Source organism: Chryseobacterium sp. MA9 (genome assembly GCF_024399315.1).
Classification (GTDB): domain Bacteria; phylum Bacteroidota; class Bacteroidia; order Flavobacteriales; family Weeksellaceae; genus Chryseobacterium.
Window position 1 is genome coordinate 3,069,761 of sequence record NZ_CP075170.1, and the last position, 23,505, is coordinate 3,093,265.

18 protein-coding genes and 1 riboswitch are annotated in these 23,505 nt (G+C 37.1%); of the genes, 4 read left to right on the forward strand and 14 right to left on the reverse strand.

What is annotated here, in order from left to right; all coding sequences use genetic code 11:
- Positions 1-35 precede the first annotated feature (35 nt).
- Both KIK00_RS13945 and KIK00_RS13950 read right to left on the reverse strand, forming a co-directional pair.
- The gene (locus tag KIK00_RS13945) at positions 36-2,153 is read right to left on the reverse strand and encodes a TonB-dependent receptor (protein WP_255812986.1); all 2,118 of its coding nucleotides are present in this window, start codon (positions 2,151-2,153) and stop codon (positions 36-38) included.
- Positions 2,154-2,431: 278 nt separating this feature from the next.
- A complete protein-coding gene (locus KIK00_RS13950) occupies positions 2,432-3,202 on the reverse strand; it encodes a WG repeat-containing protein (RefSeq protein WP_255812987.1) in 771 nt (256 codons plus the stop codon).
- 287 nt (positions 3,203-3,489) lie between these two features.
- Here KIK00_RS13950 and KIK00_RS13955 point away from each other — a divergent pair, with 287 nt between their 5' ends.
- Both KIK00_RS13955 and KIK00_RS13960 read left to right on the forward strand, forming a co-directional pair.
- Positions 3,490-6,273 carry a bifunctional aconitate hydratase 2/2-methylisocitrate dehydratase gene (locus KIK00_RS13955; RefSeq protein WP_255812988.1) on the forward strand — a complete coding sequence of 928 codons (2,784 nt, stop codon included), beginning with the start codon at positions 3,490-3,492 and terminating at the stop codon, positions 6,271-6,273.
- Positions 6,274-6,593: 320 nt separating this feature from the next.
- Complete coding sequence (locus KIK00_RS13960; protein ID WP_255812989.1) at positions 6,594-8,861, forward strand: aconitate hydratase; 2,268 nt, start codon at positions 6,594-6,596, stop codon at positions 8,859-8,861.
- Between the two features lie 166 nt (positions 8,862-9,027).
- On the opposite strand, the gene KIK00_RS13965 is transcribed toward KIK00_RS13960, so the two are convergent.
- Both KIK00_RS13965 and KIK00_RS13970 read right to left on the reverse strand, forming a co-directional pair.
- Complete coding sequence (locus KIK00_RS13965; protein WP_255812990.1) at positions 9,028-9,705, reverse strand: LytTR family DNA-binding domain-containing protein; 678 nt, start codon at positions 9,703-9,705, stop codon at positions 9,028-9,030.
- Complete coding sequence (locus KIK00_RS13970; protein WP_255812991.1) at positions 9,698-10,717, reverse strand: sensor histidine kinase; 1,020 nt, start codon at positions 10,715-10,717, stop codon at positions 9,698-9,700. Before KIK00_RS13970 ends, KIK00_RS13965 begins: the two co-directional genes overlap by 8 nt.
- Before the next feature lie 191 nt (positions 10,718-10,908).
- Here KIK00_RS13970 and KIK00_RS13975 point away from each other — a divergent pair, with 191 nt between their 5' ends.
- A complete protein-coding gene (locus tag KIK00_RS13975; protein ID WP_255812992.1) occupies positions 10,909-13,032 on the forward strand; it encodes an outer membrane beta-barrel family protein in 2,124 nt (707 codons plus the stop codon).
- A gap of 131 nt (positions 13,033-13,163) precedes the next feature.
- Positions 13,164-15,389, forward strand: a complete 2,226-nt coding sequence (locus tag KIK00_RS13980) for an outer membrane beta-barrel protein (protein ID WP_255812993.1) — start codon at positions 13,164-13,166, stop codon at positions 15,387-15,389.
- 103 nt (positions 15,390-15,492) lie between these two features.
- Here the strand turns inward: KIK00_RS13980 and KIK00_RS13985 are convergent, their stop codons facing one another.
- The 10 genes from KIK00_RS13985 to KIK00_RS14030 all read right to left on the reverse strand — a co-directional run bounded on the left by KIK00_RS13985 (position 15,493) and on the right by KIK00_RS14030 (position 23,502).
- Entirely contained in the window at positions 15,493-16,200 is a 708-nt protein-coding gene (locus KIK00_RS13985; RefSeq protein WP_255812994.1) for a HesA/MoeB/ThiF family protein, read from the reverse strand.
- 142 nt (positions 16,201-16,342) lie between these two features.
- A complete protein-coding gene (gene thiH, locus KIK00_RS13990; RefSeq protein ID WP_255812995.1) occupies positions 16,343-17,461 on the reverse strand; it encodes a 2-iminoacetate synthase ThiH in 1,119 nt (372 codons plus the stop codon).
- A 9-nt stretch (positions 17,462-17,470) separates the two neighbouring features.
- On the reverse strand, positions 17,471-18,247 hold the full coding sequence (locus KIK00_RS13995; RefSeq protein WP_255812996.1) for a thiazole synthase: 777 nt from the start codon (positions 18,245-18,247) through the stop codon (positions 17,471-17,473).
- Positions 18,244-18,858 carry a thiamine phosphate synthase gene (locus KIK00_RS14000; protein ID WP_255812997.1) on the reverse strand — a complete coding sequence of 205 codons (615 nt, stop codon included), beginning with the start codon at positions 18,856-18,858 and terminating at the stop codon, positions 18,244-18,246. Before KIK00_RS14000 ends, KIK00_RS13995 begins: the two co-directional genes overlap by 4 nt.
- 5 nt (positions 18,859-18,863) lie before the next feature.
- Entirely contained in the window at positions 18,864-19,601 is a 738-nt protein-coding gene (locus KIK00_RS14005; RefSeq protein ID WP_255812998.1) for a hydroxymethylpyrimidine/phosphomethylpyrimidine kinase, read from the reverse strand.
- A complete protein-coding gene (locus tag KIK00_RS14010) occupies positions 19,577-20,164 on the reverse strand; it encodes a thiamine phosphate synthase (protein WP_255812999.1) in 588 nt (195 codons plus the stop codon). Before KIK00_RS14010 ends, KIK00_RS14005 begins: the two co-directional genes overlap by 25 nt.
- Positions 20,161-21,972, reverse strand: a complete 1,812-nt coding sequence (gene thiC / locus KIK00_RS14015) for a phosphomethylpyrimidine synthase ThiC (RefSeq protein ID WP_255813000.1) — start codon at positions 21,970-21,972, stop codon at positions 20,161-20,163. Before thiC ends, KIK00_RS14010 begins: the two co-directional genes overlap by 4 nt.
- 24 nt (positions 21,973-21,996) lie before the next feature.
- The gene (thiS, locus tag KIK00_RS14020) at positions 21,997-22,203 is read right to left on the reverse strand and encodes a sulfur carrier protein ThiS (protein ID WP_255813001.1); all 207 of its coding nucleotides are present in this window, start codon (positions 22,201-22,203) and stop codon (positions 21,997-21,999) included.
- 57 nt (positions 22,204-22,260) lie between these two features.
- Positions 22,261-22,356: riboswitch (TPP riboswitch) on the reverse strand.
- A gap of 139 nt (positions 22,357-22,495) precedes the next feature.
- Complete coding sequence (locus KIK00_RS14025; protein ID WP_255813002.1) at positions 22,496-23,176, reverse strand: RluA family pseudouridine synthase; 681 nt, start codon at positions 23,174-23,176, stop codon at positions 22,496-22,498.
- An 11-nt stretch (positions 23,177-23,187) separates the two neighbouring features.
- On the reverse strand, positions 23,188-23,502 hold the full coding sequence (locus KIK00_RS14030; RefSeq protein WP_047424697.1) for a hypothetical protein: 315 nt from the start codon (positions 23,500-23,502) through the stop codon (positions 23,188-23,190).
- Between the last annotated feature and the right edge of the window lie 3 nt (positions 23,503-23,505).

A 23,505-nucleotide genomic window follows, 5' to 3' on the forward strand; every position in this document is an offset into this window, starting at 1 on the left:
TGCAGATTCACTTATTTGTTTCCCTAACCTTCTCATTATTGAATCTTCCAGCTCACACCAAACATAAAGTTGGTTCCTGCCTGTGAAAAATAATACGGCTGTCCTTCGTAAACAGATCCATTGTTGACATATTTTTTGTTGAATAGATTATTCACCAATAGTTTTAAAGCAATTTCATTATTGGCAATTTTAAACTGATACTGAGCATTGAAATCTGTCAGGAAGTAATCTTTAAGCTGCAGGTTGGCATCTTCTGTATTATCCAGGTATTGTTTTCCTACATATTGATTCATTAAAGCAAACTGGAAATTCTTTGTGGGATTGAATTTCAAGCTTAAATTGGCAATAACATTCGGAGAAAATGAAATCTGAGTATTTCCCAGGCTCTTAGGAATATCTCCATTTTGAATATTAAAATCCTGATTTCTGTTCTGGCTTAGTGTTACATTTCCGGAAACCTCCCATTGCTTGGATAGTTTTGCCAAAGCGCCAACCTCAACACCTCTCCTGTAGCTCTTTCCGGAATTGGTTCTGATGAACGCTCCTACATTATTAAGTTCCCCATTTAAAACCAATTGGTTCACATAGTACATATAATAGACATTTGCAGTAAATGATACAACCCCGAACTGTTTTTCAAAACCAGCCTCAATATCGTGAAGTTTTTCAGCTTTCACATCGTTATTAGCCATCAAATCATCTCTGTTTGGTTCACGGTGGGCATGAGCGTATGACAGAAATACTTTACCTCCTTCGATTCTGTAATTTACTCCGGCTTTTGGATTAAAGAACAGCCAGTTTTTGCTTAAATCTGCTCCTTCGCCATCACCTGCCATCAGGATTTTGGTGTTATAGTTGATTTTTCTAAGCTGTAAATCACCAAAAAATTCAAAGTCATTTACTCTTAACAAAGCTTTTGCAAAACCGGAAATTTCATTCTTTATCGAGCGGCTTCTGTAATACTCACTTTCATCAATCTGAGGAAAAAATACTCCTGTAACATTTCCGTAGTGCCTTCCGTAATATTGGTTGGCTACTACTCCTGCATTCAAATCTAAGTTTTCAAACTTTCCGTAAAGTGTTGAAACGATTCCATAAAAATCATTATTCAGCCATTTTTTTCTGATAAAGTCTGAATATTTTATAGTTTGCCCTCCTTCAGTCAAATCAGGTAAATTGTATCTGGAAAAAGGATCTCCCTGCTTATAGTTTTCGTAATATCCTTTTCCTTTGGTATAGTGAAAAGTAGTTTCAAGATTCCATCTGTCACTGAATTTCTGTTCCCAAAGCAGCTGATAGTGGTTCTGTCTGTAATTGTCTGTTTCGTTGTCATAGAAACTTACGATATTCTCCCAATTGGCATCATAAATTGCTCCTGAGACATTAAACTTAGGATCGGTTTCCCATGTTTTACGGTCAATACCGTTCCATGCCTGATACGTTTTCTCTTTTCCACCAAAAGCCATTAAGCGTAACTTGGTGTTCCCTTCTTCAAATAAGGCAGTAAAATTATAGGAATGTAAGTTTGATGAAGCCCTGTCGATATATCCGTCAGAATGAATATGGGTATATCTTCCCATTACGGAAAGACGGTTTTTCCAGAACTTGCCGGAACCTATCTCAGCTGAATATTTATAGGTATTAAATGAGCCATAGCTGTCATCTGTTTTAAAATAAAACTTGTCTTCAGGATCTTTAGAAATCACATTGATACTTGCTCCGAAGGCTGAAACACCGTTATTGGAAGTTCCCACCCCTCTTTGAATGACAATCTGTGAAGCAGAGCTTGTTAAATCCGGAACGTTGACAAAAAATGTTCCCTGACTTTCAGAATCATTATATGGGACACCATTCATCATTACATTAATCCCGCTTCCTGAAACTCCACGAATTCTAAAACCGGTATATCCTACCCCATTTCCTGCATCTGAAGTAGAAATAATGGAGGTTTGATTTTTTAAAAGGATAGGAAGATCCTGTCCTAAATTTTTCCCGTCTAAATCTTTCTGTACATTGATGATTTCCTTCGCTACCGGCAGTCTTTTGGTAAAGTTGACGGCTTCTATTTCTCTGACTTTCAGAGAATCCTTATTCTGAGCCTGGATAAAGGCCACAGAACCTACGCTAAGCGCTAAAAAAAATAATCCTTTCATTCTATAAATCTTTGACATTTAATGAATAAAAGGGGATCGATAAGATATTATACAATTCAGCGCTCTATAATGACGCATCCCTAAACAGCATTACCTGTTCCAGGTTCATTGGGTATAATCTCAGCCTGTTAAAGCACCCCTTTATTTCAGCCGCAAAATTACAAAAAATATATGAGATGAATGAGAATTTAAAATTCAGGTTATGGGTTGCAGGATATTGGGTTACAGGATGGCAAAAACATTATGAAAAATACGAGTTATTCATCATTTATAATTCTTTAGTAAGTTTTGTTGTCTGAGTCAACATAATAGTAGCTTTTTCCATCTTTCGTAACTTCAAACATCTTCCCCAGTTTCCAGCTGAAGTTTCTTTTAATATTGGCATACTCAAAAGGAATAATGATCTTATTGTTAACATCAATCACTCCAAATTTATCATTATTGGAAGCAACAATCATTGGATTGGCTACATCATCTCCTTCCATAATATACAGATACTGATATTGAGGATAAATCTGGAACTGCCTGTAATCTGCAGCATTGACAAATTTTGATTTTTCAATGATTCCGTAAAAGCCGTTCAAAGTGTAAGCCTGAAATAACTGCTGCTTATATTCTTCAAATTTACATTTACCAAAGTCTGCTTCTTTAAATTGATAAACTCTCTTTCCCGACTGATCTATACGGTAAGAAATCATATCTTTTTCTACGGTAGCATAGTTTTTTGTTCCAAATTTTCTAACTTTTTCATTGGGTGAATTCAAAAGATTACAGTCTTCATAAAAAAATACAGCAATATGATATTCCGGCTGAATAATAAATTTTCCATTCTGGTTAACATACCCGAAATGATCTCCCTTCTTTTTAGGAATCAAAACCGGAATATCTTTATTGATTAACACCAAATCTGGATTAGGCTTATTGGCTTTAACCCCTTTCTTAACCATAGTTTTAGCCCCTTTTTTCACCGTCATTTTCTTCACAGATTTAGTCTGTGAAAAAACGAAAGCCGAAATAAAAACGCATAAAACAATCAGGATATTTTTCATATTCACCATTTGTCTACAAAAATACGACCAAAAATAGATATTATAAAATTCATATTTATAAAGAATCTAAATAATTTCGTTTCTATAAAATATTAAAAATTCGTAATTTTGGGAACATTTTGAATTGTTTGATAATTTTAAAAAACTTTTAAAAAAGTGTAGATTATGCTGACTTTATTCGGTTAATGTTGCATCAAAATGCGAGAACTCAAAATGTCATTAACTGTATTTGTACAGACCGGTAAAGAAGAAGCAGGCCTACCTTTAATGTTGAAAGACCTTCTATTATGAATATTTATAAGGATTACATCAAAGAGATTGAAGAAAGAAAAACCCAGGGGCTTCATCCAAAGCCAATTGATAGTGCTGAATTACTAAGCGAAATCATTACACAGATTAAAGATTCAGGTAATGCAGACCGATCGGATTCTCTTAAATTTTTCATTTATAACACGCTACCCGGAACTACAAGTGCAGCGGGAGTAAAAGCAAAATTTTTAAAAGAAATTATTCTGGGTGAATCCATAGTAGAAGAAATTTCTCAGGCATATGCTTTTGAACTATTATCTCACATGAAAGGCGGACCTTCTATTGAAGTATTGCTTGATCTTGCTTTAGGTAATGACACAGCTATTGCTAAAGAAGCTGCAACTGTTCTTAAAACACAGGTTTTCCTTTATGAGGCAGATACTAACCGTCTGAAAGAAGCATTCAATAGCGGTAACGAAATTGCAAAAGAAATTCTTGAAAGCTATGCAAAAGCAGAGTTTTTCACAAAACTTCCTGAAGTTGCTGAAGAAATTAAAGTAGTAACATTTATCGCTGGTGAAGGAGATATCTCTACAGATTTACTTTCTCCGGGTAACCAGGCCCATTCAAGATCAGACCGTGAACTTCATGGTAAATGCATGATCACTCCTCAGGCTCAGGAAGAAATTAAAGCTTTACAGGCACAACATCCTGATGCAAGCGTTATGCTTATCGCTGAAAAAGGAACAATGGGTGTAGGGTCATCAAGAATGTCCGGAGTAAATAACGTTGCTCTTTGGACAGGAAAACAGGCAAGCCCATATGTACCATTCGTAAACATTGCTCCAATTGTAGGAGGAACAAACGGTATTTCTCCGATCTTCCTTACAACAGTAGACGTTACCGGAGGTATTGGTATTGACCTTAAAAACTGGGTGAAAAAATTAGACGAAAACGGAAATCCTATTCGTAACGAAAATGGTGACATAGTTCTTGAGGAAGCTTATTCTGTAGCAACAGGAACTGTTTTAACGATTAATACAAAAGAAAAGAAACTATATAACGGAGATAAGGAATTAATTGATCTTACGAGATCTTTCACTCCGCAAAAGATGGAATTCATCAAAGCGGGCGGATCTTATGCTATCGTATTTGGCAAAAAACTACAGACATTTGCAGCTCAGCTTTTAGGAGTTGAAGCTCCTGCTGTTTTTGCTCCATCAAAGGAAATTTCTCATGAAGGACAAGGACTTACAGCTGTAGAAAAAATATTCAACAGAAATGCTGTTGGAACTACGCCAGGAAAAGTTTTACACGCCGGTTCAGATGTTCGTGTACAGGTAAATATCGTTGGATCTCAGGATACAACAGGTCTTATGACTTCTCAGGAACTTGAATCCATGGCAGCAACGGTGATTTCTCCAATTGTTGACGGTGCTTACCAGTCAGGATGTCACACCGCTTCAGTATGGGATAAAAAAGCTCAGGCTAACATTCCAAAACTGATGAAATTCATGAACGAGTTCGGTCTTATTACAGCCCGTGACCCGAAAGGTGAATACCACGCGATGACTGACGTTATCCACAAAGTTCTTAACGATATCACTGTAGACGAGTGGGCCATCATCATTGGAGGTGACTCTCATACAAGAATGTCTAAAGGAGTAGCTTTCGGAGCTGACTCAGGAACGGTTGCTCTTGCATTAGCTACAGGTGAAGCATCAATGCCAATTCCTGAATCTGTAAAAGTAACGTTCAAAGGAAACATGAAAGAACACATGGATTTCCGTGATGTGGTTCATGCTACTCAAGCTCAGATGTTAAAGCAGTTTGGAGGAGAAAACGTATTCCAGGGTAGAATCATTGAGGTTCACATCGGAACACTTCCTGCTGACCAAGCATTTACATTTACAGACTGGACTGCTGAGATGAAGGCAAAAGCTTCTATCAACATTTCTGAAGATAATACTTTGATTGAATCACTGGAAATTGCAAAAGGCAGAATCCAGATCATGATTGACAAGGGTATGGATAACCATAATAAAGTTCTTCAGGGACTAATTGACAAAGCAAACAAGAGAATTGCAGAGATCAGATCAGGAGAAAAACCTGCTTTGACTCCTGATTCAAACGCTAAATATTATGCTGAAGTAGTGGTAGATCTTGACGTAATTGTTGAACCAATGATTGCTGACCCGGATGTAAACAACGACGATGTATCTAAGAGATATACACACGATACCATCAGAGATCTTTCTTATTATGGAGGTGAGAAAAAAGTAGACCTTGGTTTCGTAGGATCTTGTATGGTTCACAAAGGAGACCTTAAGATTGTTTCTCAGATGCTTAGAAACATTGAAAAGCAACAAGGAAAAGTAGAATTTAGTGCTCCTCTTGTAGTAGCAGCTCCTACTTACAACATCATTGATGAATTAAAGGCAGAAGGAGACTGGGAATTACTAGAAAAATATTCAGCTTTTGAATTTGATGACAATGCTCCAAAAGGAGAAGCTCGTGTTGAATACAAAAACGTAATGTACCTTGAGCGTCCTGGATGTAACCTTTGTATGGGTAATCAGGAAAAAGCAGCTAAAGGAGATACTGTTTTAGCTACTTCTACCCGTCTTTTCCAGGGAAGAGTAGTTGAAGATTCTGAACGTAAAAAAGGAGAATCCCTGCTTGCTTCAACTCCGGTTGTTGTTCTTTCTGCAATCATCGGAAGAATTCCTAGCATTGACGAGTATAAAGCTGCGGTTGAGGGTATAGACCTTACCACTTTTGTACCTTCTATTAAAGAATTGACAAGTACAAGCGCTCACTAAGAGTATTAATAAATACGTCGCAAGACTATTGAAAATTATATAATTGGAAGATTTTAGTCCTCAAGGATTTAAAATTTTCCAATTTTTTGTTTAGAACGTTTCTATTTTAAGATAGTTACGTTTTTTTTTCGATAAAATCCGGAAAATAAATTCTATTTTTTCTTAAATTGAAAGTTATAAAATCTATTGATTTTGGAATCAAAAACATCCCTGTTTATGGATTATAGGAACGTTTTTTGATATATAAACAAAGTGATTTTTCTTTTTCAGACAGTAGAAAAAGAAGCATTAACGGAAAAAGAACAAAACTAAATTAAGATATGACTTTTGATATTGATATGATCAAAAAGGTGTATGAGCGTTACCCGGAAAGAATTGCTGCGGCAAGACAAACCGTGGGAAAACCTCTTACCCTTTCAGAAAAAATTCTTTACACCCACCTTTGGGAGGGAAATGCTACAAAAGAATATGAAAGAGGAAACTCTTATGTAGACTTCGCACCAGACAGAGTAGCGATGCAGGATGCCACCGCACAGATGGCACTTTTACAATTCATGCAGGCAGGAAAAACTAAAGTAGCCGTTCCTTCCACTGCTCACGCGGATCACCTAATCCAGGCGAAAGTAGGGGCTAACAAAGACTTGCAGGAAGGTATCAACAAAAACTCTGAGGTATTCAACTTCCTTAGTTCTGTATGTGATAAATACGGAATCGGATTCTGGAAGCCGGGAGCGGGTATCATTCACCAGGTTGTATTGGAAAATTATGCCTTCCCTGGAGGAATGATGATTGGTACTGACTCTCATACGGTAAATGCAGGAGGATTGGGAATGGTAGCAATAGGTGTAGGAGGTGCTGATGCGGTAGACGTAATGGCAGGAATGGCATGGGAGCTTAAAATGCCTAAACTTATCGGGGTAAAATTAACCGGTAAAATGAGCGGATGGACTTCTGCAAAAGATGTTATCTTAAAAGTAGCAGGAATCCTTACCGTAAAAGGAGGTACAGGATGCATCGTAGAATATTTCGGTGAAGGTGCTGAATCTCTTTCTGCAACCGGTAAAGGTACAATCTGTAACATGGGTGCTGAAATTGGAGCTACAACTTCTACTTTCGGATACGATGATTCTATGAGAAGATATCTTTCTGCGACAGGAAGACAGGATGTAGTGGATGCTGCCGATAAAATTGCTGAACACTTAACGGGTGATGCTGAAGTATATGCTAACCCTGAACAATATTTCGACCAATTAATAGAAATTAATCTTTCTGAACTGACTCCTCACTTAAACGGACCTTTCACTCCGGACTTGGCGACTCCAGTTGCTGAATTCAGAGCTAAAGCTGAAGCTAATGGATGGCCTTTAGAAGTTGAGTGGGCTCTTATCGGTTCTTGTACCAACTCTTCTTATGAAGATTTATCAAGAGCAGCGTCAATTGTAGAAGACGCTGTATCCAAAGGGGTAAAACCTAAAGCAATCTTAGGAATCAACCCTGGTTCTGAGCAGGTGAAATTTACTGCAGAAAGAGACGGTTTCTTAGATTCTTTCAGAAAATTTGAAAATGCAAGAATCTTTACTAATGCTTGTGGGCCATGTATCGGACAATGGGACAGAGAAGGTGCTGAAAAAGGAGAGAAAAACTCTATTATTCACTCATTCAACAGAAACTTTGCAAAAAGAGCTGACGGAAACCCAAATACCCACGCATTCGTAGCTTCTCCTGAAATGGTAGCTGCTGTTGCGATTTCAGGTAGACTAGATTTTAACCCAATTACTGATACTTTAACTAATGAAGCAGGCGAACAGGTAAAACTTGACGAACCTAAAGGTTTCGAGCTTCCTTCAAAAGGATTTGCAGTAGATGATAATGGATATCAGGCTCCATCAGAAGATGGTTCCAGTGTTGTTGTCAACGTAAGCCCTACTTCAGACAGACTTCAGTTATTAGAAGAATTCCCGGCTTGGGATGGTAAAAACATTGAAGGAGCTAAAGTATTGATCAAAGCTTTCGGAAAATGTACTACTGACCACATTTCTATGGCTGGACCATGGTTGAAATACCGAGGTCACTTAGATAATATTTCAAACAACATGTTGATAGGAGCTGTAAATGCTTACAACATGGAAACCAATAAAGTTAAAAATGAATTAACCGGCGAATACGGTGAGGTTCCGGCTGTACAAAGAGCATACAAAGCGGCAGGCGTTCCAACAATTGTTGTGGGAGACCAGAACTACGGTGAAGGTTCTTCAAGAGAACACGCTGCAATGGAGCCTAGACACCTTGGTGTGAAAGCTGTATTGGTAAAATCATTTGCGAGAATCCATGAAACCAACCTTAAAAAACAAGGGATGCTTGGAATAACTTTCGCTAATGAAGCAGATTATGATAAAATCAAGGAGGATGACACAGTTAACTTCTTAGATCTTGACCAGTTTGCTCCAGGAAAGCAACTGACTTTAGAATTCGTTCATGCTGACGGAACTAAAGACATCATCATGGCCAACCACACTTACAACGATCAGCAAATTGATTGGTTTAAGGCTGGTTCTGCTCTGAATCTGATCAAACAACAGGAAAAATAAGATTAATTGTTAGATTAATTAATATAAAGGCGGCTTCACTAGAAGTCGTCTTTTTTATTTTAACTGTATTGAAATATCCTTTGTTGAGATTTGGCAAATATTCCAAACCTTACAGGTTTTAGAAACCTGTAAGGTTTAACTCTCAAATTAATATCATGATATTTCATCACTTTAATCTCTCAAGAAGACCTGCCCTATAACTTTCCCCGATAGGAATTTCATAGTCGGGAAGAATAACTTTTTTAGCCCCGATACTTTTGACTTTATCCAAATTGACAATGAAAGATTTATGAATCCGTACAAATCTTTCAGAAAGCTGGGTTTCCATTGATTTAAGAGTATCAAGAACAATAAACTCATCATTTTCTGTCCGGATATTGACATAGTCTTTGATGCTTTCCACATAAAGGATCTCATGAAAGCCAATACGATACCTTTGTCCTGAGGATTTCACAAAGAAATGGGTATTTTCCTCCTGTGGAAAGGAAAACCGCTCCTGAACCTTTAATACGCTTTTTTGAAATCTTTCAAAGGAAATAGGTTTTAAAAGGTAATCCACAACATTATGCTCATATCCTTCCAGGGCATATTCTGAATAAGCTGTTGTCAGTATATACTTTTGATCAGGCCCAACAATCTTCATAAAATTGATTCCCGTAAGCTCCGGCATCTGAATATCCAGAAAGATGAGGTCAGAATCGTTCTTCTGAAGATATTCTAAAGCGAGAATCGGGTTTTCTGTAGAAAAAACCAACTCAAGAAAAGGTATTTTTTCTACATAATGTTCAAGAAGAGAGATTGCCAATGGCTCGTCATCAACGATGATACATTTTATCTTATTCATCCCGTAAATCAATTTTTAAATCTACAATAAATTCTGTTTCTGAATCCCGGATTTCAAGCTGATGCTTAGGATATAATATTTCCAGTCTTTTTTTCACATTCTGAATACCTATTCCTGAAACAGTATCTTTCATTCTATGCGTTTTAAAATTTAAAAGATAAAAGTGCAGCACCTTATCATGATCTGAGATTTTCATTTCAAAACCTTTATCACGAAAATCACCATGTTTAAATGCATTCTCAACAAAAGGAACCAAGAGCATCGGTGAAATTTTAAGCTGTAGATACTGAATATCTTTTTCTATACTCAACAGGTCAGGATTTCTGATCCTAAGTTTCTCCAGAGCAATTAAACTGTCAATATATCCAATTTCCTTATCCAGAGAAATTGAGTCTTTTTCAAGGTCTTTTGTGCTGTACCTCAACAATTGCCCAAGTTCTTCAATGGCAGGAAGTGCTTTATCTGATTTCTGATAGACCAAAGAATAGATATTATTTAATGAATTAAAAATAAAATGGGGATTGATCTGGGTTTTTAGCGCCTGCAGCTCCGCTTGTTTTTTTTCGATCAGAAGTTGCTTTTTATCATTTTCTGCTATACCATATCTCTCCAATATCCATAGAATACCTGCTATAAAAGTAGTCAGTGAGCTATTGTATATATTATCAAAGAAATAGTAGAGAAGTCCTGTTTTTTCATCATAATTCCGAAAACCAAGAGTAGAAGGTAGAATCATTTCTTCTAAAGCATATCTCATACTGGCAAAACATAAAAGTGTCAGGATAAAAACGAAAACCGCCGAATACAATTTCTCAAGCTTAAAAACCTTCGGAAATATAAACAGATAAGAAATATAGAATGTGCTAATTTTTACAATAAAAAAGGTAATTCTCAGAATATGTAATTCAGTACGATTGGTTTCCGGTACAAAAAAATTAGGCGTAATGACGGTTCCAAAAAAGTTGAACCCCCAATAAATAATTTGCAGCCAGATAATTTGCTTTTTATTCATACTCAAATATAAATCTCTGTGGGGATAATTCATCAACCCTTTTCGATAAAAACCTGTTTTTTTCCGACGAAACTATTTTGACGTGTATAATCCTGGACTTCATCTAAACGCTATTTCCACTGAAGGGCTCTTCCTATACTTTTGTCAGAGAAATTTAATATAAACATCATTTAATCTGTCATTGATAACCTATGAAAAAGCACCTTTTATTTATAACTACCCTTTTTTGTTCTTTTATAACAGCACAAACAAAAGATTCTGCCAATATCAACAAAATTGAGGCAGTAACGGTAAATGGTAAAAAAGTTTTGGTAGAACGTAAAGTGGACCGCCTTGTTTACAATGTTCAGAATTCTATGCTATCTCAGGGAAGTTCCGGTACGGAAGTTCTTGCCGGCACTCCCTTATTACAGGTGGATGAAAACAAAGGTCTTCTTTCCATTGCCGGAAAAAACGGGGTTTCTGTGATGGTCAACGACCGTATGCTCAATCTTTCCGGATCTGAACTGATCAATTATCTTAGAAATCTGCGTTCTGAAAATATATTGAAAATAGAAGTGATCACTACCCCTCCTGCCAAATATGAAGCGCAGGGAAACAGCGGAATTATTAATATCATTCTTAAAAAGAATCAGAATCTTGGTTGGAATGGCTATCTGACTACCAATTATACTCAAAAAACATATGCCGGTTTCAGCAGTGTGGCAGGAATAAATTATCAGAATGAAAAAATGAAAGCTTCCGTTAAGCTTATGGGTTATGACGGAGATAAAAGATCAGTAGAAAAATATAATATTATCGGTCAAAATTCTTCTATAAGTAAGAATGATAGACGGGATATGAATGACGGACTTGGTCTGAATGCTAATTTTGATTATTCTCTTTCTAAAAATTCCAATATAGGATTGGTATATGATATTACCAAGGGGCATTCTAATATGGATATCAATTCCACGCAAAATTACTTTACAGATGATACATCTACTTTACAAACAGAGACGGACTCAAAGCATCGTTCTCCTTTTACAACCCAAATGCTTAATCTCTATTTTGATCAAAAATTGGGGGAGCATAAACTTAGTTTTGGAGCCAACTATTATGGAAATTTGCCCGATACGGAAGTTAATTTCACAACCAGAAATGTCGCCAGCAATGCAATACAGGTTGTAAGAAACCTCTCTTCGGTAGATTATAAAATCTACTCCGGACAGGCAGATTTAATTTTAAATTTCAAAAAAATCCAGTTAGAAACCGGTGCGAAATACAGCCAGTTTTCTAATAATTCGGACATCGGATATTTTAATTTCACCAACGGGAATTATATCATAGATCCTGCAAAGAGCAATCTTTTTGATTATAATGAAAAGAATTATGCAGCTTATATCAGTGCCAGCAAAGACCTTGGCGAAAAATGGTCAGTAAAGGCGGGGCTCCGTTATGAATATTCACAAACCAGTGGTTTCTCCCCTACTGCACAGTCAAGATCCGAGAATAATTACGGAAAGTTTTTCCCAACAGCTTATTTATCTTATAAAGCCAATGACAATAATCAGTTCAGCATTAATTATTCCCGAAGAATCAACCGTCCTTATTTCCGGGCTTTAGATCCGTTCCGATGGTATTCTAATCCTAATACCTATTATGCCGGAAATCCAAGCCTGCAACCGTCTTTTAACCATAATATTGAATTCAATTATATTTTTAAAAGTAAATTCTCTGCCAATCTTTACTACCAGAGAACCACAAATAATTTTGACCAGATTTCATTCCTGAACGGAATTAACCTTGTCAGTACCTATGAAAATTATTACAATCAGAATATTTACGGGCTCAATTTCAATTATACGGATACGTTTTTCAAAATCTGGGAAAGTAATATCTCAACCTCATTCAGTTATAATGAAACTCAGATTACAAAGTTCAATCTGGTTGCTAAAAACGGACAGTCATTTTATTTTTCTTTGAACAATACTTTCCAACTGAATAAAGCTAAGACATTCATGCTATTTGTCAATTACTGGAATAATCTTCCTTCCAGAGACGGATATTTTTCTATGAAAAACACAGCAAGCCTGGATGTGGGAATCAAAATGAGTTTTGCGGAAAAAGCCCTTCAGGTCAATCTTTCTGTAAGCGATATTTTCAGACAGTCCGGATTGAGAGCTGATATGTATTTTACTGATAATACACAATCTTTCAACAACTATTGGGATGCCAGGAGACTGACACTAAGTATCACTTATAATTTGGGGAATCAAAAAGTAAAATCAAATAGTAGGGCTGTCAATTTTGAAGAGAAAAACCGTGCTCAATAACTTGCCAGAAGATTAAACAATTATAATGTCATGCAAAATAAAAAAATATTTATCCTAAATTTTCGATTTTCAACATTTTAGCGTAACAAATTATCTTTTTCAGCGTCTAACCGGATATCAGTAAAAACATTATGAAAAAAACGATTTTCGCTTTATCTTTATTAGGCTCTGTTTTTGTTTTCTCGCAGGAGAAAAGTAATAAACCTCAGGAAAAACAAATTGAAGGGGTAGTTATCACCAAAACTAAAAAAGCCGTTGAACAAAAAGCAGACCGTACTATTTTTGACTTTTCCGAACAGCCTCAGCTGAACAACGGGAACGTTTTGGAGGGAATTAAAAAACTTCCGGGACTTGTATCTACCGACATCGCAGGAATGATGTATCAGGGAAAAATGCTTGAAGTATACCTGAATGGGAGACCTTTGAACATCACATCCAATGAATTAAACTCCTTCCTTGAAGGAATGCCTGCCAATTCTGTAGAAAGAATTGAGGTAATCACACAGCCCGGTGCTGAATTTCCGGCTACTTCCGGAGGTGCCATCATGAATATTATTACCAACAAAAACGCCAATAAATATTTAACCGCTACGTATTCGGGGAACTATTCTTTCACGAATTATGATAAATACAGAAACAGAACGACCAATTCTGTTAATTTAAATGCAAGGAATAAATATTTCGGATGGCAGCTGAACGTAGGTCAAAATTACCGTGAAAGTATGCTGAATGGTCAGCAGGATGAACTTTTAACGAGTCATACCGACAGATATGGACGCGGATATTTTGCAAAATCTGGATTAACTTTTGACTTGGGTCAGGACAGATTATTATTAAACTACGATATTTATCACAATAATAATGACAATTATACTTTAAGTAACGGTCATGGAGATTTACCTTTTCAGAATAATCCAAAAGATTTAAGAGAAGCTTTTTATACGTCTTCGGATGTTGCCCACACCAATAGCCTGAGACAGGAAGCCGTGGTAACATATCAGAAACGTTTTGCTGACAAATCTCAAAAACTGGACTTCCAGCTTGGGTATACAAGATCAGACAGTAAATTTGCACAGGATAATTTCTTTCAGAACGGTAATTTTGCAGCAGCACCTTATTTACCTATTAACAGCCCTACCAATGGTTTGAAAGATATTCTGAACAATAAATCGGTGATGAATATTGCCAATTTCAAAGTAGATTATGCCCAGCCTATCAAGCTTCTTGATGGCGGAAAAGTGAGCTTTGGAGGATTGTACGAAAAACAGGATTATGATACGGAAAGTTTTGGACTAACCAATCTTGAATATCAGAGACAAACGGCATCTACGTATTTGGAGTTTCAGGCAAAATTGAAAAAATTTGACTTCACATTGGGTTCCCGTGCTGAGAACTATGACATTTCAGGGGTAACAAGGTATTTTGATAAAGATGCAAAATTGGTAGAGGCTAATTTGATTCCTTTCAATAAGTTTAAATTTTTCCCGAACGCGAGTATACAGTATAATATGATGAATCAGGTTTATATTGCTGCGAATTATAACAGAAAAATCAGCTTACCAAGTATTTCTGCCCTGAACCCGAATAACGTGACGTTCTCCGGACCAAGTACGGAAGTAAATGGTAACCCTAATCTACAGCCTACTATTTTTGATAATTATGAATTGAAAATTTCGGCTTTTGATTATGCATTTATCGGATACAGCGTAAGTTCGGCAAGCAATCAGGTGGCACAGATCATCCGAAAAGACGGAAGAAAACTTTACAACGAGCAGGTGAATATTTCGAATATGAAAATTCATAACTTTAACGTGGGTCTGCCGGTTCCTTTCATGATTTTCAGCAAGCCTTTGAGCGAAATCATGAAGTTTGATTTCAATCCTGATAAAATTAACTTCATGTACTTATATGCCGGTTATCAGAAACATGAAATCGACAATCTGAATAATAAAGGGTTCTGGATTTTCAATATTATGACTCAGATTCTTTTGCCTAAAGACATCAAAATGACAGCCAATTACAGCTATCTGACTCCAAAGGCAGGATATTTCTACTTCACGGCAGAAAAACCGTTCAACAACTCTCTGGATATTACGTTAACAAAGAAGTTTATGAACAACCGTCTGACGCTTTCTGTTTTTGCGAATGATATTTTCAACGGACAGATGATGCAGGTACGTTCTAATCCACCATCAGGAACTCCGGTAATGATCAGCAGCAAGTATGACACGAGAAATTTCGGATTTTCTATCAACTATAAAATTCCGACAAGAAATAAGCTGGCGAAAGAGGATCCGAATATCCTTAACCAGACTAAAAAAGAAGATAATGGAGGTGTTATGCAGCAGGCACAATAATTCTTAAGATAAATAAAAGAGGCAGTAATTATTTTTACTGCCTCTTTCTATAGATATTGAAGTAGTGTTATTTGTGAAAATATTTGTGATATTAGTGTTTACATTAAAAATCTATCGTCTGAAATCTCCAGTTCAGCGTGTCTACCAATGTCAACTGATTGACACTTACCGGAAGATCCGTGATAATTTTTAAAATCTGAAGAGCCATCATACTGCCTATTATTCCGGGAAGAGCCCCCAATACGCCAAGGCTGTCACAATCCGGTATATTTTCATCAAAAGGAGGCTCCGGGAAAATATCTCTCAGGTTTTTACTTCCGTTATGATTAAACACAGAAACCTGTCCTGAAAACCCTAAAATACTTCCATAAACCAAAGTTTTTTTCAGTTTCACGCAGGTATCATTCACCAGATATCTTGTGAAAAAATTGTCAGAGCCGTCAACAATAAGATCATATTGAGAAATGATTTCTTCGGCATTATTCTCATTGATTTTTTCCTCAATTCCTATCAATTTAACCTGATGATTAAGTTCTTTTACAAATGTTTCTGCGCTTTTCACTTTGGATAATCCTACCCTATTTTCAGTATGAATGATCTGCCGGTTCAAATTATGAAGCTCAACCTCATCAAAATCTGCAACGCCTAAGATTCCTACTCCTGCAGCGGCCAGGTATTGTATAACCGGACTTCCCAAGCCTCCTGCACCTACGATAAGAACTTTGGAAGAACTTATTTTCTTTTGTCCCTCTAATCCTATTTCTTCGATAAATATCTGCCGGCTGTATCGTGAAAAATGATCTTCTTTCATAATTATTATTGAGCCATTAAGATTCTTTAAGTTTACAAGGAAAATTAAGTTGAGCTTCGCTTTAAAAAGATGCTATCTTAAAAAATCTTCGATTTTTCTTAATTAACTTTACCTCTTCTAAGTTCTTAATGGTTTAAAAATTTTAAAATCCACTATAAACAGAGTCCCAGTCTTTCATCACAGGATCGTAGCCTGCTTTTTTGATCATGAGTCTGATTTCATCCATACTTCGTTCGTCACTGGTTTCAAACTGTTCCAGAGATTCTTTATCTACAGCATAACCTCCCGGGTTTGTTTTTGATCCTGCGCTCATTGCTGTTGCTCCCAGAGACACTATATTATTCCTGAATACTTCATTTTCTCTTGTAGAAATGGAGATTTCAAGGTCTTCATTCCAGATTCTGTAGGCACAGATCAACTGAAGAAGGTCTTTGTCTTCCATGCTAAAATTAGGTTCAATAATTCCTTCAGCAGGTCTGAGCCTTGGAAAGGAAACAGAAAACTTGCTTTTCCAGTATTGTTTCTGAAGGTAATCTATATGTAGTGCGTTGAAAAAACTATCAACTCTCCAATCTTCAAGCCCAAGGAGAACTCCGAGTCCTATTTTATGAATTCCAGCTCGTCCTATTCTGTCCGGAGTCTCCAGGCGAAAATGAAAATTTGATTTTTTCCCTTTCGGATGGTATTCTCTGTAGACATCCTGATGATAGGTTTCCTGATACACCAAAACGGAATGTACTCCTTCTTCATGAAGTAACTTGTACTCTTCTTCCATTAATGGCTGAACTTCAATGGAAATATTGGAAAAATGAGGTTTTAACTTACGGACAGCATTCTGGAAATAAGGGACTCCCACTATTTTATTGGCTTCACCACTTACCAGCAATACATGATTCACTCCCATTGATTTCAGAACAGATGCTTCAATCATCAGCTCCATATCAGAAAGGGTTTTCCTTTTCAGGTTATTATCGAGACTGAAGCCGCAATAGGTACAGATATTCTGACATTCATTACTGAGATACAGCGGAGCATACAACTGAATGGTTTTTCCAAATCGTTTTTGGGTAAGCATCTGCGTCATTCTTGCCATCAGTTCCAGTTCATGAGAAGCGGCTGGTGACAGGAGATTCAGAAAATCATCAAGGGTTTTATTCTTTTTCTGAAGACTGTATTTTACATCAGCCAGACTTACTTTTTCAAGCTTATTTTTTACCTCATCCCATCGGTAGTTTTCAAAAACATCTTTAAAGCTTTTCATGAGTCTGATTTATTCAAATAAAAACGAAGTAAGTGGACTTGAAGCTTCAGCATGGTTAGCAATGGCTCCCAATTCAGATTCAAAGGCTCTTCTTCCAGCAATTACGCCTTCTTTAAAAGCTAAAGCCATATTCAAAGGATTTCCGGCAACGGCAATGGCTGTATTCACCAAAACAGCATCTGCTCCCATTTCCATTGCTTTTGCAGCATCTGATGGCGCCCCGATTCCTGCATCTACCACGACAGGAACATTACTCTGGCTGATGATTATTTCCAAAAAGTCCTGTGTTCTTAATCCTTTATTGGTTCCAATAGGTGCTCCCAAAGGCATTACTACAGCTGTTCCGGCATCTTCAAGACGTTTGCACAAAACAGGATCTGCATGAATGTAAGGCATTACAATAAATCCTAATTTCGCCAATTCTTCAGTGGCATATAAGGTTTCAATAGGGTCCGGCAGTAAATATTTCGGGTCCGGATGAATTTCCAGTTTTACCCAGTTCGTTTCCAGCGCTTCTCTGGCCAATTGTGCGGCTAATACCGCTTCTTTGGCAGTTCTTGCGCCGGAGGTATTTGGTAGAAGATGAACATTGGTTTCTTTTAATGAATCAAGCAGATCGTCTTCGTTAGATTGGGCATCAATTCTTTTTAGCGCCATTGTTACCATATTGGTTTCGGATGCGATAACAGACTGTACCATATCTCTCAGGCTACCGAATTTTCCTGTTCCTAAAAACAGTCTTGATTCAAAAATTCTTCCTGCTATTTCTAATTTCTGATTGTTCATATCATTACTTTTTTTAGTTCATTAATAATAGTCGGCTGCTTTGTAATGAGCCCGGATACGGCAACACCATAAATTCCGATCTCCTGTAACGGCAAAATATCTTCAAGAGTAACGCTTCCGATTGCAAATATTCTGGGAATGTCTATTGATTTTTCTCTTAATCCATCAATGATATACTGATATCCTTCAAACCCAAGAACCGGGCTTAGTTTTTCTTTGGTTGTAGTAAACCTCAATGGTCCCAAACCAATATAATCACAAGATTCTTTGATTCTCTGGATGACATCTGAAAGGGTATTAGCCGTTCCTCCAATAATTTTATTTTCGCCTAAGATCAATCTTGCTTCTTCGATAGTGCTGTCGTTTAATCCTAAATGTACCCCGTCAGCATCTATTTCTTTGGCTATTTGTACATGATCATTGATAATACAAACCGACTGATATTCTGAACAAAGTTGTTTTGAAACTTCACAAAGGCTGATTAATTCATTTTCAGGTGCATTTTTCCATCGAACCTGCACCCATTTGATCCCGTTATCAAGGGCTTTACGGATACAAAGTTCCTGTTCCTGTTGGGTATTTCCCTGTGATATGTATTGTAATTTTTCCATGTTTACTATGAATGTGTTCCCAGTAAAGAGGGATTGCTTTTTAAAAATTTTTCGATGTATAATTTCCCATTTCTACAGGCGGTTTCCCTATTTTGACCTTTGGCGAGTTCTGCTGTAATTGCTGATGATAAAACACAGCCGGAACCATGTTTAGGAAAATATATGGTATTGTCCTCAGTGGGAACTAAAAGAGTTTCTTTTCCGTTTTCAACTAAAATATCTGTTCCTAAATGATCTTCTCTGTGCCCACCTTTAATTAGCAATGCACATTTATTGGTATCTGGTAAAAGATTATTTTCTTTTAAAACACCATATTCATTATAATTGGGAGTTATTAAACTGAGTTGATTAACCGTACTTTTTAATTGATGAAGTGTTTCAGTATCAAAAAAAGAGAATTCAGAAGTACTTTTCAGAACAGGATCCCAAACGATTTTCACTTCAGGATTTGCTTTCTTTAATGTTTCTATAATCTTATTCAAAAATTCTGCATCCTTTACAATTCCGATTTTCACGGCTAAAATGAGATAATTTTCCATCAGCATCTGAATGGCTTCGGTTACTTCATCTATAGGACGCCATTCTAAGCTCAGGCATTTGGCAGCGGTTTGCAATGTCAATGCAGTACATACTCCCAGTCCTATTACTTTTGACTGTTCAAAGGTTTTACTATCTGATAACAGGCCTGCTCCACCACTGGGATCAAAGCCTGCAATACTTATGACATAAGGGCGTTCCTGCATTTTCTGAATACTTTTAAGGGTTCTTCACTTTCCCAGATGGCACCTAATAAAGCGGCTCCATCTGTTTCTGCTTCGAAAACTTCATGAATATTATCCTGATTAATTCCTCCAAGGGCAATCAATTTTACATCCGGATTGTTCCGGTGTTTTACTTCTTCCTTAATAGTAGAATCCAATCCATATCCTTTTTTGGATATACTCGGAAAGAACGGGCTTATGAAAGCATACTCCCATTCTTTGTCCAAAGTATTGTATGTTGTGATATCGTGTACTGAAGTTGAAATCGTATTTTCTTCCACAAAAGGTTTATATGCTTCTTCCCTTCTATCAATCTCCCTGAAATGAAATCTTGAAATATTAAATTCCTTCCCAAGATCATAATACGTATGCAGCACCAATTGTGAATGAAAGGTTTTATCAATCTGAGTGATGAATTCAAGCATTTCATTGCGGCTGAGCCATGGTTTACGGATATGAAGCAAATCAAGTCCTTCCTGAAACATTTGATTAATAAGATCAGTTTCGTTCGGGAGAATCAATTCAGTAGTGATAACTAGGATCATATATAAATTTCTTTCCCTTTTTCGATAAACTCCTGTGATTTATCCAGCATTCCTTGTTCTGCAGATTCACGTATTTCCTGAGTGATTTTCATCGAACAGAATTTCGGCCCGCACATTGAACAGAAATGGGCAATTTTTGCTCCTTCTGCCGGCAGTGTCTCATCGTGATAAGCTCTTGCTGTTTCAGGGTCTAATGAAAGGTTGAACTGATCTTCCCATCTGAATTCAAATCTTGCTTTACTTAATGCATTGTCTCTGTATTGAGCTCCGGGATGACCTTTTGCCAGATCTGCTGCGTGTGCAGCTAACTTATAAGTAATTACCCCAACTTTTACATCTTCTTTATTCGGAAGACCTAAATGTTCTTTTGGAGTTACATAGCAAAGCATCGCACAGCCAAACCATCCGATCATTGCTGCTCCAATTCCGGACGTGATATGATCATAACCCGGTGCAATATCCGTTGTTAAAGGCCCTAAGGTATAAAATGGAGCTTCATGGCATTCTTCCAATTGCTTTTCCATGTTTTCTTTGATCATATGCATCGGAACGTGTCCGGGTCCTTCAATCATTACCTGTACATTGTGTTTCCAGGCAATTTTGGTTAGTTCACCTAAAGTTTCCAGTTCTGCAAACTGAGCGGCATCATTGGCATCTGCAATAGATCCGGGACGAAGACCATCTCCCAGAGAGAAAGCCACATCATATTTCTTCATGATCTCGCAGATCTCTTCAAAATGAGTGTACAGAAAACTTTCTTTATGATGAAATAAGCACCATTTCGCCATAATCGATCCTCCTCTGGAAACAATTCCGGTTACTCTTTTCGCTGTTAAATGAATATATCTCAACAAAACGCCTGCATGGATCGTGAAGTAGGAAACCCCTTGTTCAGCTTGTTCAATCAGGGTATCTCTGAAAATTTCCCATGTAAGATCTTCCGGAACTCCTTTTACTTTTTCCAATGCCTGATAGATGGGAACAGTACCAATGGGAACCGGACTGTTTCTGATAATCCATTCTCTTGTTTCATGAATATTTTTTCCGGTTGAAAGGTCCATAATGGTATCAGCTCCCCATCGGCAGGCCCATACCGCTTTTTCTACCTCCTCTTCAATACTGGATGAAACGGCACTGTTTCCAATATTAGCATTGATTTTCACCAGGAAATTTCTTCCGATGATCATCGGCTCACTTTCCGGATGGTTGATGTTATTGGGAATAATTGCTCTTCCGGCAGCAATTTCGTCTCTTACAAATTCCGGAGTGATCTTGCTTTTCGGAGTATTGGCTCCAAAACTATGTCCGGGATGTTGAAAAGCCATTTCTTTGGATACGGAATCAAGCTGTTCTATTCTTTGATTTTCTCTGATTGCCACATATTCCATTTCCGGAGTGATGATTCCCTGTTTTGCATAGTAAAGCTGGGTAAGCTCTTTTCCTTCCTGTGCTACTTTAGGTTTATGATCATAGGAAAACCTTAATTCATTAAGACGTGGATCTGCTAAACGAGCTTTTCCGTATTCAGATGTAATTCCGTCCAGGATATTCACATCATTTCTGTCCAGAATCCACTGTTCTCTGATTCTTGGAAGTCCTTTCTGAATATCAATGACTGCATTTTCATCGGTATAAGGACCTGAAGTGTCGTAAATGGTTACCGGAGCATTATGTTCAAAGCCGCCATTGGTCAGTTTGGTTGGGCTAAGTTGTATTTCACGCATTGCTACATTGATAGGGTGTAATGTACCTTCAATATAGATTTTCTTTGAGTTCGGAAATGGCGAACATGTAATGGAGTGAGCCATAAATATTGGTATTAAATATGAGAATTAACCACCTTGAGTGGCAGTAATGATTAAAACTGAATCGTTGTTATTAAGGATGGTTTCCGCCCAGACTGACAGGGGAATAATGCGATTGTTGAGAGCTACAGCGATGCCTTTTTTCTTTCCGGGCAGCTCCATAGCCAGTAATGCTTCCAGATTTTCGGGAAGTACATCAAATGTTTTTCGGGTGTGGTTGATTATAAGTTCCATTCCTAATAATTTAAATATACTTTAGGAATGGCTATTATTGTACAATAGAATGTACAGCAAAAGTCATCTACTTTTCCCTACGCTGGTATGATCCAGATCAGGTTCAAAGGGTAAAGTCTCAGTCTGTTGATACAGACACCCCTAAAGTTGGGAACGAAGTTAGACATTTTTTTAGAATGTGCAAAATTTTTTGTAATACACTGTTTGAAACCCGATAATGGAATTTGGAAATTATTTAATCAAAAAAAATAGGCTGAAAGTGTAAAACTCCCAGCCTATTTTTATTTTTCTCTTATTGTTCCTCACAAGCTCTCCAAATCGCATCATTCTGCGGCACCGGAGCTGTAATTTCAATATTTTCTTTAGTAACAGGATGAATAAATTCCAGCTTTCTTGCATGAAGATTGATTCCTCCATCAGGATTGGAACGTGGTGCTCCGTATTTCAGATCACCTTTGATCGGAATTCCTGTTTTAGATAATTGTGCTCTGATCTGATGGTGTCTTCCAGTTTCAAGATCTATTTCAAGAAGCAGGTAATTATCCAAAGTCTTGATCACGTTATAAGTCAGAATCGCTTCTTTTGCTCCTTCCGTAGCTTTTGGAAAAACAATGGCTTTATTATTCTTTTCGTTTTTCTTTAAATAGTGTACCAGCCTTTGAGTTTGTGGAATCATTTCTTTTCCTACAACAGCCCAATACGTTTTCTTCACTTCGCGGTTTTTCACCATCTGTGTCAAACGGGAAAGTGCTTTGGACGTTTTTGCATATATTACCAGTCCTGATGTAGGACGGTCTATACGATGAACCAAGCCGAGAAAAACATTTCCCGGCTTAGCATCTCTTATTTTTATAAAATTCTTGATGGATTCTAATAGTGATTCATCTCCGGTTTTATCACCCTGTACAAGCTGGCCAACCTTTTTATTAATCACCAGAAGATGGTTGTCTTCATATATAATCTGCTCCTTCATATTTCTTTCGTCTATCTTCTTCTATTGGATAAAGAAAGGATAATTCCTGCCAGAAGACCTACAGTTTTAACGGCTGAAAGTTTTGAACCTTCCGGAATGAATGCACCCAATACACAGATTGCAGCAGCAGCATACATTGCATATACAAAGTTTTTATTGGTAAGCAGGGGTGCCTGAATAAAGAAGCTCGCTCCTATGAGAACATAAAAGACTTTTCTTGAAAGTAAATGATTGATTTCCGGGGAAAATAAATTAAACCATCCCACAGCAAGACAAATCAGTGCTGCGATAGATAATATTCCCTGGATAGATTGTTGATTCTGCATGGA

Bases quoted from the DNA above. Each gene is read 5' to 3' on its own strand.
- KIK00_RS13945 (WP_255812986.1), bottom strand. From the start codon at position 2,153: ATGAAAGGATTATTTTTTTTAGCGCTTAGCGTAGGTTCTGTGGCCTTT.
- KIK00_RS13950 (WP_255812987.1), bottom strand. From the start codon at position 3,202: ATGAAAAATATCCTGATTGTTTTATGCGTTTTTATTTCGGCTTTCGTT.
- KIK00_RS13955 (WP_255812988.1), top strand. From the start codon at position 3,490: ATGAATATTTATAAGGATTACATCAAAGAGATTGAAGAAAGAAAAACC.
- KIK00_RS13960 (WP_255812989.1), top strand. From the start codon at position 6,594: ATGACTTTTGATATTGATATGATCAAAAAGGTGTATGAGCGTTACCCG.
- KIK00_RS13965 (WP_255812990.1), bottom strand. From the start codon at position 9,705: ATGAATAAGATAAAATGTATCATCGTTGATGACGAGCCATTGGCAATC.
- KIK00_RS13970 (WP_255812991.1), bottom strand. From the start codon at position 10,717: ATGAATAAAAAGCAAATTATCTGGCTGCAAATTATTTATTGGGGGTTC.
- KIK00_RS13975 (WP_255812992.1), top strand. From the start codon at position 10,909: ATGAAAAAGCACCTTTTATTTATAACTACCCTTTTTTGTTCTTTTATA.
- KIK00_RS13980 (WP_255812993.1), top strand. From the start codon at position 13,164: ATGAAAAAAACGATTTTCGCTTTATCTTTATTAGGCTCTGTTTTTGTT.
- KIK00_RS13985 (WP_255812994.1), bottom strand. From the start codon at position 16,200: ATGAAAGAAGATCATTTTTCACGATACAGCCGGCAGATATTTATCGAA.
- thiH (WP_255812995.1), bottom strand. From the start codon at position 17,461: ATGAAAAGCTTTAAAGATGTTTTTGAAAACTACCGATGGGATGAGGTA.
- KIK00_RS13995 (WP_255812996.1), bottom strand. From the start codon at position 18,247: ATGAACAATCAGAAATTAGAAATAGCAGGAAGAATTTTTGAATCAAGA.
- KIK00_RS14000 (WP_255812997.1), bottom strand. From the start codon at position 18,858: ATGGAAAAATTACAATACATATCACAGGGAAATACCCAACAGGAACAG.
- KIK00_RS14005 (WP_255812998.1), bottom strand. From the start codon at position 19,601: ATGCAGGAACGCCCTTATGTCATAAGTATTGCAGGCTTTGATCCCAGT.
- KIK00_RS14010 (WP_255812999.1), bottom strand. From the start codon at position 20,164: ATGATCCTAGTTATCACTACTGAATTGATTCTCCCGAACGAAACTGAT.
- thiC (WP_255813000.1), bottom strand. From the start codon at position 21,972: ATGGCTCACTCCATTACATGTTCGCCATTTCCGAACTCAAAGAAAATC.
- thiS (WP_255813001.1), bottom strand. From the start codon at position 22,203: ATGGAACTTATAATCAACCACACCCGAAAAACATTTGATGTACTTCCC.
- KIK00_RS14025 (WP_255813002.1), bottom strand. From the start codon at position 23,176: ATGAAGGAGCAGATTATATATGAAGACAACCATCTTCTGGTGATTAAT.
- KIK00_RS14030 (WP_047424697.1), bottom strand. From the start codon at position 23,502: ATGCAGAATCAACAATCTATCCAGGGAATATTATCTATCGCAGCACTG.